Source organism: Arthrobacter sp. AL12 (assembly GCF_029960645.1).
Taxonomy (GTDB): Bacteria; Actinomycetota; Actinomycetes; order Actinomycetales; family Micrococcaceae; genus Arthrobacter.
This window is the reverse complement of the sequence record NZ_JASBQY010000016.1, coordinates 64,201-77,330: the sequence shown is the minus strand read 5'-3', so window position 1 is coordinate 77,330 and position 13,130 is coordinate 64,201. Positions and strand designations below refer to the sequence as shown.

The window sequence follows — 13,130 nt, the reverse complement described above, 5'->3', positions numbered from 1 at the left end:
ATGGCGTCCTACGTTCTGCCAGTCGCGGGCTTGCCGGCGACGAACCGTGAGATGTTCCGATGATATTAAGGCCAAGACCCGGCCAGTGTATGTCCGGGACAAGAGACCGACCAGCGGGGCAACGGGCATTCCCGTACTCGCTTTTCGCAGGCGCTACCCGTCTTTCAGCCCCGGACTACTAGCTCTTGGTTGCGGGCCCGAGGCCGGAATATCCTGCGACCGGCGACCGCCCACCTCCACGGCGGCGGAGGCGCGGATGAGGACGCACGGTGGGGAGCGGACAATCGCGGTGATGACGACAGCGCTGGCGCCGGGCCGGCAATTGGGGGCTGTTAGCTGTCAGCTGCCGGCGGGGGCTGGTTCTATGAGCTCCGGCCCGTTGTGGCGGACGCTGTTGACACGGTCGCTGACGACCCGTGGCACCAGGTGCGGTTCGGGCATCGAGTCCAGCAGGGCGCGGACGTCGGCCTCGGAGGTTGTGCCGGGGTCGAGCCAGTCCGAATACATCTCCGGAGGCACGATCATCGGGGTGCGGTCGTGGATGTGGCCGAGGGCATCGGAGGCCTCGGTGGTGATGATCGTGGCAGTCCGCAGCCATTTGTCCGGGTGGTCGTTGGGCAGGGAAGGATCGGGCCAATTTTCAAAGAGGGCGGCGAAGGCGAGGATCTGGTTGTTCGTCCCGAATAGGTAGGTGGGGATCTTCCCGCCGTCTGGGGTCTTTTCCCACTCAAAATATCCGTCGCCTGCGAGTAATCCGCGTCTGGCTGATGCGGCCTTCCTGAAGGAGGGTTTTTCGGTGACGGTTTCCATTCTGGCGTTGATGAGTCTCGCGCCGCCTTTGGGGTCCTTGGCCCAGGACGGAACCAGGCCCCATCGAGCAGTGACCAGCTTCCTCGTCACTGGTGCGCCGTCTCCTGAGCTCCGGTCCAGAATCAAGGGGACGGTGTCGGTGGGGGCAACGTTGTAGGAAGGCTGGAGTTCATCGACGTAGGATTCCTGGACGTCGAATGCCGCGAGAAGATCACCGACGGCTCTGCTCATGACGTATCTGCCGCACATATGCCCATTATGCCCGCTGCCGGCCGGTGATTCCGGTCCCGGGCCGAAGCTGATGTGGACAACATGCCTGCGATGCCTTGGAGCCCCTGCCGGCGGAAACGAGTCGATCCGGGCATCGGCCTGCGCCGGACGCCGAATGGACGCCGCACAACCGCAGCAGCTCGCCGCGGGCGGCGTTCACGGCTTCCACGGCGGACGATGCCGCAACTCTCGATGCCGCGACTCTGATACCGCACCTGGCGGACGCGACCTCGACCGCTCTGCTCTCCAGCTGAGCCGCCCGCCGTAGTGGCGTGCCCTGGACCCGGCTGGCGCAGTGCCAAACCGCCAGCAGGCCGGACAGCACGTCGTGGCAGGACGGATGGTGAGGAAGCTGCGGGGTGCCGCCGAAGAGACGCGGCACCCCTCCAGTTCGTAGCCCACCGCACACCGGCTCGAAAAGCGTGCCGCCGTGTGCTCCAAGCCACGGTAGCGGCGCAGTCGATCAGCCCAATAGGGTCATAGTGCCCTAGGTCACAATTGGCGCCTTCGGCTGAAGCCCTTCCGTGCAGGGGTGTTGTTGCCTGGATGGAGAGGGCGTCGCCCCGGATTCCCGGGCACGGGCCAGCCCAGGGCGTCGACATGGAAGCGACGGGAGGCGTCAGCAGGGCGTACACCCTGTGAAAATAAATCGACTCGTGGCTGCATCTTTCGGATACTGTCATTGACATGTCCACACTTCACGAAAACGATAAAGCTGCCAAGGCCGACCGGGAACAGCTCGCCGCCGTGCGGGTGGCTGTTGACGAGGTGGACGAGCAGATCGTGTCGCTGATCGGACGCCGCGAGCGCCTGATCCGGATCGCCGGAACCCTCAAGTCCGATAGCGCCGAGGTCCGTGCCCCCGGCCGCGTGGAACGGGTAATCGAACACGTCCGCGCCACGGCGGAACAGAAGGACATCGACGTCGAACTCGTTGAAAAGACCTACCGGGCCATGATCGACGCCTTCATCACGCTCGAACTGGAAGTCTACAAAGCCAGCTCCTAGGCCCGGGAGCCTAGAGGGATTCCTCCACCGGGACGTTCGCCTGGTAGTCGCGGCCGTCGCAGTCGCTGAACGCCGTCATGAGGTGGCCCTTGGCCAGGCCCATGATGGTGCTGATCGGAAAGTGCCCGGTAATGGTGTTGCCGGAGTGCTCCACACCCATGAGGTCAAAGTTCTCTTCCGTGCCGTCGTGGCTGAAGCAGTAGAAGGACACGGCCTCCCCGTTCATGAACTCGATCCCCATTCGTCGCTGATGGGAGTGATCCGGGGTTGCTGCCACCAGCCCCACAACGTACGCGCCCTGACCGGGGATATTTCCGTCTATATCGAACTTCGCCACCAAGGACTTGTCCTCGGCGGCGATGCTTACCTGCTTGAGAAGTGCGTTATGGGAGCTCATGGCTCAATCCTGCTACCTGTGCCTGCGTCCGTCCACCCCTGATCTAGGTTTTGCCCCGGCACCGTCGTAGACTGGAGTTGTTCGAATATGTGTTCGAATAGTTACTGGCTGGTTTAGTACAGCCGGTGTGGTCCGGGAGGGGCGATGGGCATGTTCAGCGAGTCGGTGGATGTCGTCTGCGCACCCTCCGGCCAGCCCCTGGAACTTGACTGGGCAGGCCGCCACTACACCGTCTGCGCGGAACCGGTGCGCTGGTACGGGCGGCGCCAGTGGTGGGCGGAAGAGCAGCGCGCACCCTTGGGCAGCGGTCCCGGCCTGGTGGATCATGAGATTTGGCGGGTCCAGGTGCGCCGGACAGATTCCGCCGAGCCGGACAGCCTCACCCTTGACCTGACCCGGCACGTGGGCAGCGGACGCTGGCGCCTGCTGCGGATCCACGATGGCCTGCTCCCCGTCCGGAAGCCAGAATCGGCATGAGCTTCACCCATCTCCATGTCTCCACCGCCTTTAGCGCCCACTACGGGGTCTCCTGGCCGGAGGAGCTGGCCGCCGCCGCGGCCGGGGACGGGGCGACGGCGCTCGCCTGCACGGACCGCGACGGCCTCTACGGGACGGTCAAACACCTGTTGGCCTGCATGGCCGCGGGGCTGGATCCGATCGTCGGGGTGGACCTTGCGGTCTTTGACGACGACGGCGACCTCCGCACCCAGGTGGGGGGCCGAGTCATCGTGCTGGCCCACGGGAACAACAACGGCGCCGGCTACCGCGCGCTCTGCCGGCTGATCTCCGATGGCCATGCCCGCACCACGGGCAAGGCCGGGGGAGCGGTGCCCGTCGCCGTGACCCGGGCCGAGCTGGCTTCCCGCACCTTGCACCCGGAAACCCTCAAGCCGGTGCTGACCGTTCTGATCGGCCCGGACTCCGACGTCGGACGCGCCATGGGGGGCAGGCGCTACCTGCGCCCCCGTACCCTGTTCAAACGCTGGCTCGATGCCATGCCGCCCGGAACCGTCGCCGCCGAGGTGGTCAGCCAGCTCAGCCCGCCCGGGGAACCGTTCAGCACCGCGCACGCAGTGCGGATGCTCAAGCTCGCCGCCGAACACGGCGTTCCGGCCGTGCTGAGCAACGCCGTGCGGTATGTCGCCGAGGACGGGGCGGCCACCGCCGACGTGCTGGACTCCGCCCGGACCCTCAAATCGCTGCCCGAACTCTCCGCCGCCCCGCAACTCCAGCCCAACGGGCAGGGCTGGCTCAAATCCGCGGCACAGATGCTCCAGTTGGGCAAGGAGATCATGCACGCCGCCGGGTACGGCGCCGCGGACCTCAAGAACCTGATGGCCCAGACAGAGGCGCTCGCGGACCGCTGCCGGATCGATCCGGTGGCGGACATGGGATGGAAACAGCCCGTGGTGCCGGAAGCCTCGGTCATCGGAATCGCCGGGGACGCCCTGGTGGAGCTCACCCAGCGCTGTGAGGCAGGGATCAGCAAGCGGTTCCCGGGGATCACCGGCAAACCCGCCGAGGAACTGCGCTCGCGGCTGGGGCACGAGCTGCGGATCATTGACAGCCTGGGCTTCGCCGCCTATTTCCTGACCGTGGCCGAGGTTTCCCGGATGATCCTGGACATGGGAGTCCGGGCGGCGGCCCGCGGCTCGGGGGCCTCCAGCCTGGTCAACTACCTGATCGACGTCAGCCAGGTAAACCCGCTGGAGCACGACCTGATCTTCGAACGCTTCCTCTCCCGGGACCGCGCCACCCTGCCGGACATCGACATCGACGTCGAAAGCGCCGAACGGCACAACGTGTACCGGAGGATTTTTGAGCGCTTCGGCTCCGAACGCGTCACGCTGATGAGCATGCAAAACGGCTACCGCGCCCGCGGTGCCGTGCGCGACGCCGGCCTGGCCCTGGGCATGGAGGAGGGCGAGATCGGGGACATCGCCAAGCAGCTGTGGCGTTTCTCGGCCCGGAACTTCCGCGAGGCCCTCGAGGAGAAGCCCGAGCTGAAGGAATTCGCCGGCCGTGTGGGGCAGCGCGATTTCAGCGAGAACCAGCAGTTGGACCTGCTGGTTGACCTCACCGAACGGCTGGACCGGCTGCCGCGCCACATCTCCATGCACCCCTGCGGGGTGATCCTGGGGGATGCCACCCTGCTGGACCGTACGCCCGTGCAGCCCAGCGGACTGGGCCTGCCGATGAGCCAGTTCGACAAGCACGACATGGACCCGATGGGCATGCTCAAGCTCGATGTCCTCGGCGTCCGGATGCAAAGCGCCATGGCCTTCGCCGTCCGCGAGGTGATCCGCCTGCATCCCTCCAAGGCCGAGGTGGTGGCCGCCGGCGCCCACCCGCCGGGGCCGGACGGGACCGGCCCGGACTACATCTCCCCGGACGGGAAGATCAACCTCAACGCCGTGCCGCTCGACGACGAACCCACCTATGAGCTGATCCGCAGCACCCACACCCTGGGCTGCTTCCAGATCGAATCGCCCGGACAGCGGGAGCTCATCGGCAAACTCGCCCCCCGGGAGTTCAACGACCTCATCATCGACATCTCCCTGTTCCGGCCCGGCCCGATGAAATCGGACATGGTCCGGCCCTTCCTGGAACACCGGCACGGCTTCGCGCCAGAGGTCTATCCGCACCCGGACCTCAAGCCGGTCCTGAAGGAAACGCACGGCGTCACGGTGTTCCATGAGCAGATCCTGAAAACTTTTGATGTCATGACCGGCTGCGGGCTGGCGCGGGCCGACGAATTCCGCCGCGCCCTCGGCAACGAGGTCCTGGAAGGCAAGGTGGAGGAATTCTTCCGGAAGGAGGCCCGCTCGCGGGGGTACAGCCCCCAAGTGGTGGACAAGGTCTGGGGGACGCTCAAGGCCTTCGGCAGCTTCGGCTTCTGCAAAGCCCACGGCGCCGCCTTTGCCGTGCCCACCTACCAGTCAGCCTGGCTCAAGACCCATCACCCGGAGGCCTTCCTCGCCGGGTTGTGGGAACACGATCCGGGCATGTACCCCAAGCGGCTCCTGGTGGCCGAGGCCCGCCGGCTGGGGATCCCCATCCTGCCCCTGGACATCAACCGCAGCCAGGCGGAATACCGGGTGGAACGCGTGGCCACCGGCCCGGACCGCGGCAAGCTGGGCATCCGGCTGAGCCTGAACGGCATCTACGGTCTCTCCGGAACCGAGCTGAAAAGGATTGTCGCGGGACAGCCCTATGACTCGCTCGCGGACCTGCGGGCCAGGTCCCGCCTGAGCAAACCCAGCATCCAGCGGCTGGCCCAGTTGGGGGCCTTCGACTCCCTGCACCGGGCCGCCGGCGGGACGGCCAACCGCGCGGACCTGGTGCAGCATCTGCAGACCCTTCAAAGCAGGCCCCAGCGCAAAGGCATCGACGTGATCGAGGGGCAGCTTTCGCTGCCGCTGGGGGATGTCGAGCTGAAAAACCTCAAGGCCGGCCTGCCAGCGCCCACACTGGTGGATACTGTCCGGGCCGAGCTGGATCTGATGGCGGTGGATGTCAGCGACCACCTGATGGCCAGCCACCGGCCGCTGCTGAACAGGCTCGGCGTCACCACCGCGGACCAGCTGCTGGGACTGCGCAACGGCACCGAGGTGCTGGTCGCCGGGGTCCGCGTCGCCACCCAGACCCCGCCCATGCGTGGAGGGCGCCGCGTGGTGTTCATCAGCATCGACGACGGCACGGGCTGCGTGGACTCCGTCTTCTTCCATGAAGCCCAGGAGCTGGCCGGGCCGCTGCTGTTCGGCACCCGGCTGCTGCTGATCCGGGGAACCACCCGGCGGACCGGGCCGAGGGGGATCAGCATCAGCGCCAGCATGGCCTGGGACCTGAGCCGCACCGAGACCCTGCCGTTCCCGGTCCCGGCTTCCGGGATCCCGGAGCACCGGGAACCCGAGCCGCCCGGCCCGCTGGACGGCATCAGCCGGAACCTTGCCATTACCGGGCTGGGAGGCTGAGTGGCGCGTTGGTTGGCCTGTTCAGAAACCGATAGCATGGACGAGGCTGGCTGTGGTCCCCGTACGCCACAAGCTACGAAGCCTAAAACTTTGAATAGGAGACACCCGTGTCAGATGTCCAGCAGATCACCCTTCTCGTCGATGGCGAAGAGACCAAGGTGACTACCGGGACCACCGGCGCGGAACTCTTTTTTGAGCGCCGCGACGTCGTTGTGGCCCGCATCAACGGCGAGCTGAAGGACCTGGACCAGCCGCTGCCCGAGGATGCCACGATCGAGGGCGTCACCATCGACTCCCCGGACGGGCTCAACGTCCTGCGCCACTCCGCCGCCCACGTCATGGCCCAGGCTGTGCAGCAGCTGCGCCCCGACGCCAAGCTGGGCATCGGCCCCTACATCACCGACGGCTTTTACTTCGACTTCGACGTCGAGGAGCCGTTCACGCCGGAAGACCTGAAGACCCTGGAAAAGATGATGCAGAAGATCATCAACCAGAACCAGAAGTTCGTCCGCCGCGTGGTCACCGAGGATGAGGCCCGCGAGGCGATGAAGGACGAGCCGTACAAGCTCGAACTGCTGGGCAAGAAAAACAACGCCGCCGACGCGGGCGAAGGCGTCAGCGTCGAGGTCGGCGCCGGCGACATCACCATCTACGAGAACGTGGACCGCAAGGGCGGGGACAGCATCTGGTGCGACCTGTGCCGCGGCCCGCACCTGCCCAACACGAAGCTGATCTCCAACGCCTTCGCCCTGACCCGGTCCTCGGCCGCCTACTGGCTCGGCAACCAGAACAACCAGCAGCTGCAGCGCATTTACGGCACCGCCTGGCCCACGAAGGACGCCCTGAAGGCCTACCAGGAGCGCATCGCCGAGGCCGAACGCCGCGACCACCGCAAGCTCGGCGCCGAGCTGGACCTGTTTTCCTTCCCGGACGAGCTGGGCTCCGGCCTCCCGGTGTTCCACCCCAAGGGCGGCATCATCCGCAAGGCCATGGAGGACTACTCCCGCCAGCGCCACGTCGACGCCGGCTACGACTTCGTCTACACCCCGCACATCACCAAAGGCCACCTCTACGAGGTCTCCGGCCACCTGGACTGGTACAAGGAGGGCATGTTCCCGGCGATGCACATCGACGCGGAACTGAACGAGGACGGCACCGTGCGCAAGCCCGGCCAGGACTACTACCTGAAGCCGATGAACTGCCCCATGCACAACCTGATCTTCCGCTCCCGCGGACGGTCCTACCGTGAACTGCCGCTGCGGCTCTTCGAGTTCGGCTCCGTCTACCGCTACGAGAAGTCCGGCGTCGTGCACGGCCTCACCCGGGTGCGCGGCATGACCCAGGACGACGCCCACATCTACTGCACCCGGGAGCAGATGAAGGACGAGCTCACCTCCACGCTGAACTTCGTGCTGGGCCTGCTCAAGGACTACGGCCTGGACGACTTCTACCTGGAACTCTCCACCAAGAACCCGGACAAGTTCGTGGGCGACGACGCCGCCTGGGACGAAGCCACCCGCACCCTCGCCGAGGTGGCCGAAGCCTCAGGCCTGGAGCTCATTCCGGATCCGGGCGGAGCGGCGTTCTACGGCCCCAAGATCTCCGTCCAGGCCAAGGACGCCCTCGGCCGGACCTGGCAGATGTCCACGATCCAGCTGGATTTCAACCTGCCCGAGCGCTTCGAACTCGAGTTCCAGGCCGCCGACGGCACCCGCCAGCGCCCGGTGATGATCCACCGCGCCCTGTTCGGCTCCGTCGAACGGTTCATGGGTGTCCTCACCGAGCACTACGCCGGCGCCTTCCCGGCCTGGCTGGCTCCCGTGCAGGTGGCCGGCATCCCGGTGGCCGAGGCCTTCAACGACTACATGTTCGACGTCGTGGACCAGCTCAAGGCCGCGGGCATCCGCGCCGAGGTGGACATGTCCTCGGACCGTTTCCCGAAGAAGATCCGCACCGCCAGCAAGGACAAGATCCCGTTCGTGCTGATCGCCGGCGGGGACGACGCCGAAGCCGGCGCCGTGTCCTTCCGCTTCCGTGACGGCAGCCAGGACAACGGCGTGCCGGTGGCCGAGGCCGTGCAGCGGATCGTCGACGCCGTCCGCAACCGGACCAGCTAGCGGACAGGGAAGAACCAGGCATGCAGGAAACCACAGGGGCCGCTCCGGAGTATCCGGGGGACGCCGGCGTGACCGACGACTTTGGCCTGGCCGGGGTGCCGGACGCGTTCCAGCGCCTGTGGACCCCGCACCGGATGGCGTACATCAAGGGCGGGCAGCACCAGTTCAAGAATGTGGACGACTGCCCGTTCTGCGTGGCGCCGGAACGCGAGGATGACGATTCCCTGATTGTCCACCGCGGACGGACCAGCTACGTCGTGCTGAACCTCTTCCCGTACAACCCGGGCCACCTGCTGGTCTGCCCGTACCGGCACATCCCCGACTACACGGACCTGACCGTGGAGGAAACCGCCGAATTCGCCGAGCTGACGCAGACGGCCATGCGCGTGCTGCGCAAGGTCGCCAACCCCACCGGCTTCAACCTCGGGATGAACCAGGGGGTGACCGGCGGCGCCGGGATCGCCGGGCACCTGCACCAGCATGTGGTGCCGCGCTGGGGCGGGGACGGGAACTTCTTCCCGATCATCGCCCAGACCAAGGCCATCACCCAGACCCTCGGCGAGGTCCGCCAGCAGGTGGCGGAGGCCTGGCCCCAGGCCAACGACGCGGGGACGGACTCTGCCGGGGCGACGGATGCTGAATAGGCACGCGCGCGGTTTCTTCACCGCGCTGTTCTCCCCGCTTGCCCGCTGGCTGCTGCGGATCGGCGTCTCCCCGGACGCCGTCACCATCGTCGGGACGCTCGGCGTGGTGATCGGCGCCCTGGTGTTCTACCCGCTGGGCGAGCTCCTGTGGGGCACACTCTTCATCACCGCGTTCATCTTCTCCGACGTCATCGACGGCATCATGGCACGGATGCACAAGGGCGGAGGCCGCTGGGGCAACTTCCTGGATTCCACCCTGGACCGGATAGCGGACGGTGCCCTGTTCGCCGGCGTCGCGGTCTGGTTCTTCACCGGAGGAGCGGACACCCCCATCGCGATCGCCGCCGTCATCTGCCTGGTCCTGGGAATGGTGGTCTCCTACGCCCGGGCGAAGGCCGAGTCCCTGGGTTTCCAGGCAAATGTGGGCCTTGCCGAGCGTGCCGAGCGGCTGGTCTCGGTTCTGGTGGTCACCGGCCTCACGGGTATCGGACTGCCCACCGTCGTGCTTTTTGGAACGCTGTGCCTCCTCGCCGCCGCGAGCCTGGTGACGATCATCCAACGGATCATGACCGTGCGCCGCCAGTCGCTTGAGGAGACCGAGGGCACCGCGACCGGACAGGCCGCCTGAGCGCGCAGCTCCGGCCCTGCCAGCGGCTGTAACCGGAATTCAGCCGGGCGCGGCGGGGGACTAGTATTAGCATTACCGGCCAATGGATCCGGTAATCCGGTGTGTGCGAAGCGGCATTTGCGTGCCGTCCGCGCCCCGGCGAGGAAATCTATCTACCCATAGGGGTTTTTGTGTCTACACCTGATGTAAGCAGCGAAGCCGGCGCGTCCACGAAGAGCGTGACGGGCAGCAACCGCGTCAAGCGCGGCATGGCGGAGATGCTCAAGGGCGGCGTCATCATGGACGTCGTCAACGTCGAGCAGGCCCGCATCGCTGAGGATGCCGGAGCCGTGGCAGTCATGGCGCTGGAACGCGTTCCCGCCGACATCCGCGCCCAGGGCGGCGTGTCCCGCATGTCCGATCCGGATATGATCGAGGCGATCATCGCGGCCGTCTCGATCCCGGTCATGGCGAAGGTCCGGATCGGCCACTTCGTCGAGGCCCAGGTCATTCAGACCCTCGGTGTGGACTACATCGACGAGTCCGAGGTCCTGACCCCGGCCGACTACGCCCACCACATCGACAAGTGGAACTTCACGATTCCCTTCGTCTGCGGCGCCACCAACCTCGGTGAGGCCCTGCGCCGGATCAACGAGGGCGCGGCGATGATCCGTTCCAAGGGTGAGGCCGGCACCGGCGACGTCTCCAACGCCACCACGCACATGCGCCAGATCCGTGCGGAGATCAAGCGGCTGGCCGGCATGGCCGAGGACGAGCTCTACGTCGCCGCCAAGGAGCTGCAGGCACCGTACGAACTGGTCAGGGAAGTTGCCGCCACCGGCAAGCTCCCCGTGGTCCTGTTCACCGCCGGCGGCATCGCCACCCCGGCCGACGCCGCGATGATGATGCAGCTCGGCGCCGACGGTGTGTTCGTCGGCTCCGGCATCTTCAAGTCCGGCAACCCGGCCCAGCGTGCCGCCGCCGTCGTGAAGGCCACCACCTTCTTCGATGACCCGGACGAGATCGCCAAGGCCTCCCGCGGCCTGGGCGAGGCCATGGTCGGCATCAACGTGGACGAGATCCCCGAGCCGCACCGCCTCGCCCAGCGCGGCTGGTAACTGCACCAAAGGACCACCGACGACGGCGGCGAGTCACCTTTCTGGTGGCTCGCCGCCGTCGTCGTCTGTTTCCCCATCGACTGCTCCGCAACGGCCCTTATGGGGCTCCAAAAGGGCCGTTGCGGAGCAGTCGATGGGGGGTGGGGTGCGGGTCAGTCGAGGCCGCGGCGCTTGAGGAGGGGTTCGAGCCCGGCGTCGCGGCGGCGGACGGCGCGGAAGGAATCCAGCGGGTCGCGGCTGTTGCCCCGGCCGAGCAGTTCGGCGCGGAAGAAGTCCCCGTTGGCCCGGGTGAGGCCGCCGTGTTCCCTGAACCATTCCACCGTTTCGGCGTCCAGCACCTCGCTCCAGATGTAGGAGTAGTAGCCCGCGGCATAGCCCGCGCCGGCGAAGATGTGCTGGAAGTAGCCGGTGCGGTAGCGCGGCGGGATCAGGTGGTGCGCCACGCCGGCCGCGGCCAGCGCCTTGGCCTCGAACTCCAGGACATCCTCGGGCACCTCGGAACTGTCCAGCACATGCCAGGCGAGGTCCAGCAGGGCCGCGCCCAGGTATTCGGTGGTGCCGAAGCCCTCGCCCCAGAGCTGCGCGGCGTCGAGCTTGTCCACAACCTCCTGCGGAAGGGCCTCTCCGGTGGCGTGGTGGCGGGCGTAGTTGGCCAGTACCTCCGGCCACATGATCCACATTTCGTTCACCTGCGAGGGGTATTCCACGAAGTCCCGCGGCACGGAGGTGCCGGAGAACCGTGGATAGGTGACCGCGGAGAACAACCCGTGCAGGGCATGGCCGAACTCGTGGAAGGTCGTCCGGAGCTCATCCAGGGTCAGGAGCGTGGGTTCCCCGGCCGGCGGCTTGGAGATGTTGAGGTTGTTGATCACCACTGGCCGGGTGTCGAGCAGTCCCGACTGTTCCACGAGGGAATTCATCCAGGCCCCGCCGCGCTTGGATTCGCGCGTGTAGTAATCGCCCAGGAACAGGCCCAGTTCGGTCCCGTCGGCGTTCCGGACTTCCCAGACGCGCACGTCCGGGTGGTAGCCGGCGAGGTCGGCGCGTTCGTGGAACGTGATGCCATAGAGGGCGCTGGCAGCGAAGAACACGCCGTCTACCAGGACGCGGTCCAGCTCGAAGTAGGGGCGAAGGGCCTGCTCGTCCACGGCGTAGCGTTCTCGCTTGACCTTCGCGGAGTAGAAGGCCCAGTCCCAGGCCTCGAGGGGGTGGCCGGCGACTTCCGCCAGTGCCTCTGCCTCGGCGTCGGCATTCCGGACGGCGGCCGGCGCGAGCCGGTTCATCATGGTCTGCACGGCGGCGAAGTCCGGAGCGGTCTGCTGGTCCACCACGAGTTCGGCGTAGTTGGCGAAGCCCAGCAGCGCCGCCTTCTCGGCACGCAGCCTCACCATGTCCTTGACCAGGTCCAAGACATCGAGGGCGCCGCCGTCGCTGCCGCGGCCGATGGAGGCCTCATACAGGCGCCTGCGGACGTTCCGGTCTTCGAGGGCGGCAAGGGCGGGCTGGTTGCTGGGCTGGATGAGGGTCAGCAGGAACTTGCCCTCGTGCCCGGCGGTGCGGGCGGCTTCCGCGGCGCTGGCAACATCGTCAGCGGGCAGGCCGGCGAGTTCGGCGGCGTCGTCGAGCAGCAGCGAGGCGGACTTCATCCCCTCCTTCACCCGCTGTCCGAACTCGGTTCCGAGCCGGGAGAGTTCGGCATTGACGGCCCTGAGGCGTGCCTGGCCGGCGGCGTCGAGCTGGATGCCGGACTGGCGGAACTCCTTGAGGTACTCATCCACGAGCCGGGCGGATTCGGGGTCGAGCTGGTCCGTGGTGACCGCGGCGAAACGTTCGAACAGCCCCCGGTTGAGGTAGACGGCGTCCTGGTGGGCGGAAAACCGCGGGGACAGGACGGTCTCGAGTTCGCGGATGGGGTCCGAGGCATCGGCCGAGACAAGGGTGAAGAAGGAGGCCGCCGCCCGCTGCAGGAGCCGCCCGGACCGCTCCATGGCCAATGCGGTGTTCTCAAAGGTGGCCGGCTCCGCGGTGTCCACGATTGCCTGGATTTCTGCGAGGTGCTCGGCGAGGCCGGCCTCCACGGCTTCGGCGTAGTGCTCGTCGGTGATGTCCGCGAACGGCGGCAGGCCGAATGGCAGGGGGCTGGGGCTCATCAGGGGATTGGTCATGAAATAACTCTTTCATGTAA

The 13,130-nt window shown here is 66.9% G+C and carries 10 protein-coding genes; 7 read left to right on the top strand and 3 right to left on the bottom strand.

Annotated features, from left to right (window positions below):
- Positions 1-339 precede the first annotated feature (339 nt).
- Entirely contained in the window at positions 340-1,059 is a 720-nt protein-coding gene (locus QK291_RS15520; protein WP_282383554.1) for an SOS response-associated peptidase, read from the bottom strand.
- Positions 1,060-1,767: 708 nt separating this feature from the next.
- On the opposite strand from QK291_RS15520, the gene QK291_RS15515 reads away from it, so the two are divergent.
- Positions 1,768-2,088 (top strand): chorismate mutase, encoded by a 321-nt coding sequence (locus QK291_RS15515; RefSeq protein WP_282383552.1) that lies wholly within the window; start codon positions 1,768-1,770, stop codon positions 2,086-2,088.
- 10 nt (positions 2,089-2,098) lie between these two features.
- On the opposite strand, the gene QK291_RS15510 is transcribed toward QK291_RS15515, so the two are convergent.
- Positions 2,099-2,485: a hypothetical protein gene (locus QK291_RS15510; protein ID WP_282383550.1), complete on the bottom strand. Its 387-nt coding sequence runs from the start codon at positions 2,483-2,485 to the stop codon at positions 2,099-2,101.
- Positions 2,486-2,629: 144 nt separating this feature from the next.
- Between QK291_RS15510 and QK291_RS15505 the strand changes: the two genes are divergently transcribed.
- The 6 genes from QK291_RS15505 to pdxS all read left to right on the top strand — a co-directional run bounded on the left by QK291_RS15505 (position 2,630) and on the right by pdxS (position 10,945).
- A complete protein-coding gene (locus tag QK291_RS15505) occupies positions 2,630-2,962 on the top strand; it encodes a DUF6504 family protein (RefSeq protein ID WP_282383547.1) in 333 nt (110 codons plus the stop codon).
- Positions 2,959-6,459 carry a DNA polymerase III subunit alpha gene (gene dnaE, locus QK291_RS15500; RefSeq protein WP_282383545.1) on the top strand — a complete coding sequence of 1,167 codons (3,501 nt, stop codon included), beginning with the start codon at positions 2,959-2,961 and terminating at the stop codon, positions 6,457-6,459. The genes QK291_RS15505 and dnaE overlap by 4 nt, the downstream gene beginning before the upstream one ends.
- 107 nt (positions 6,460-6,566) lie before the next feature.
- Entirely contained in the window at positions 6,567-8,576 is a 2,010-nt protein-coding gene (thrS, locus tag QK291_RS15495; RefSeq protein ID WP_282383543.1) for a threonine--tRNA ligase, read from the top strand.
- Between the two features lie 20 nt (positions 8,577-8,596).
- Positions 8,597-9,220: an HIT domain-containing protein gene (locus QK291_RS15490; protein ID WP_282383540.1), complete on the top strand. Its 624-nt coding sequence runs from the start codon at positions 8,597-8,599 to the stop codon at positions 9,218-9,220.
- Positions 9,210-9,848, top strand: a complete 639-nt coding sequence (pgsA, locus tag QK291_RS15485; protein WP_282383537.1) for a phosphatidylinositol phosphate synthase — start codon at positions 9,210-9,212, stop codon at positions 9,846-9,848. Before QK291_RS15490 ends, pgsA begins: the two co-directional genes overlap by 11 nt.
- A 170-nt stretch (positions 9,849-10,018) precedes the next feature.
- Positions 10,019-10,945, top strand: a complete 927-nt coding sequence (gene pdxS, locus QK291_RS15480; RefSeq protein WP_282383535.1) for a pyridoxal 5'-phosphate synthase lyase subunit PdxS — start codon at positions 10,019-10,021, stop codon at positions 10,943-10,945.
- A gap of 152 nt (positions 10,946-11,097) precedes the next feature.
- On the opposite strand, the gene QK291_RS15475 is transcribed toward pdxS, so the two are convergent.
- Positions 11,098-13,110: a M3 family metallopeptidase gene (locus QK291_RS15475; RefSeq protein WP_282383532.1), complete on the bottom strand. Its 2,013-nt coding sequence runs from the start codon at positions 13,108-13,110 to the stop codon at positions 11,098-11,100.
- Between the last annotated feature and the right edge of the window lie 20 nt (positions 13,111-13,130).

Excerpts from the sequence above, each read along its gene's own strand:
- QK291_RS15490 (WP_282383540.1), top strand. The coding sequence starts at position 8,597 with ATGCAGGAAACCACAGGGGCCGCTCCGGAGTATCCGGGGGACGCCGGC.
- QK291_RS15520 (WP_282383554.1), bottom strand. The coding sequence starts at position 1,059 with ATGTGCGGCAGATACGTCATGAGCAGAGCCGTCGGTGATCTTCTCGCG.
- dnaE (WP_282383545.1), top strand. The coding sequence starts at position 2,959 with ATGAGCTTCACCCATCTCCATGTCTCCACCGCCTTTAGCGCCCACTAC.
- pgsA (WP_282383537.1), top strand. The coding sequence starts at position 9,210 with ATGCTGAATAGGCACGCGCGCGGTTTCTTCACCGCGCTGTTCTCCCCG.
- QK291_RS15475 (WP_282383532.1), bottom strand. The coding sequence starts at position 13,110 with ATGACCAATCCCCTGATGAGCCCCAGCCCCCTGCCATTCGGCCTGCCG.
- QK291_RS15505 (WP_282383547.1), top strand. The coding sequence starts at position 2,630 with ATGGGCATGTTCAGCGAGTCGGTGGATGTCGTCTGCGCACCCTCCGGC.
- QK291_RS15515 (WP_282383552.1), top strand. The coding sequence starts at position 1,768 with ATGTCCACACTTCACGAAAACGATAAAGCTGCCAAGGCCGACCGGGAA.
- QK291_RS15510 (WP_282383550.1), bottom strand. The coding sequence starts at position 2,485 with ATGAGCTCCCATAACGCACTTCTCAAGCAGGTAAGCATCGCCGCCGAG.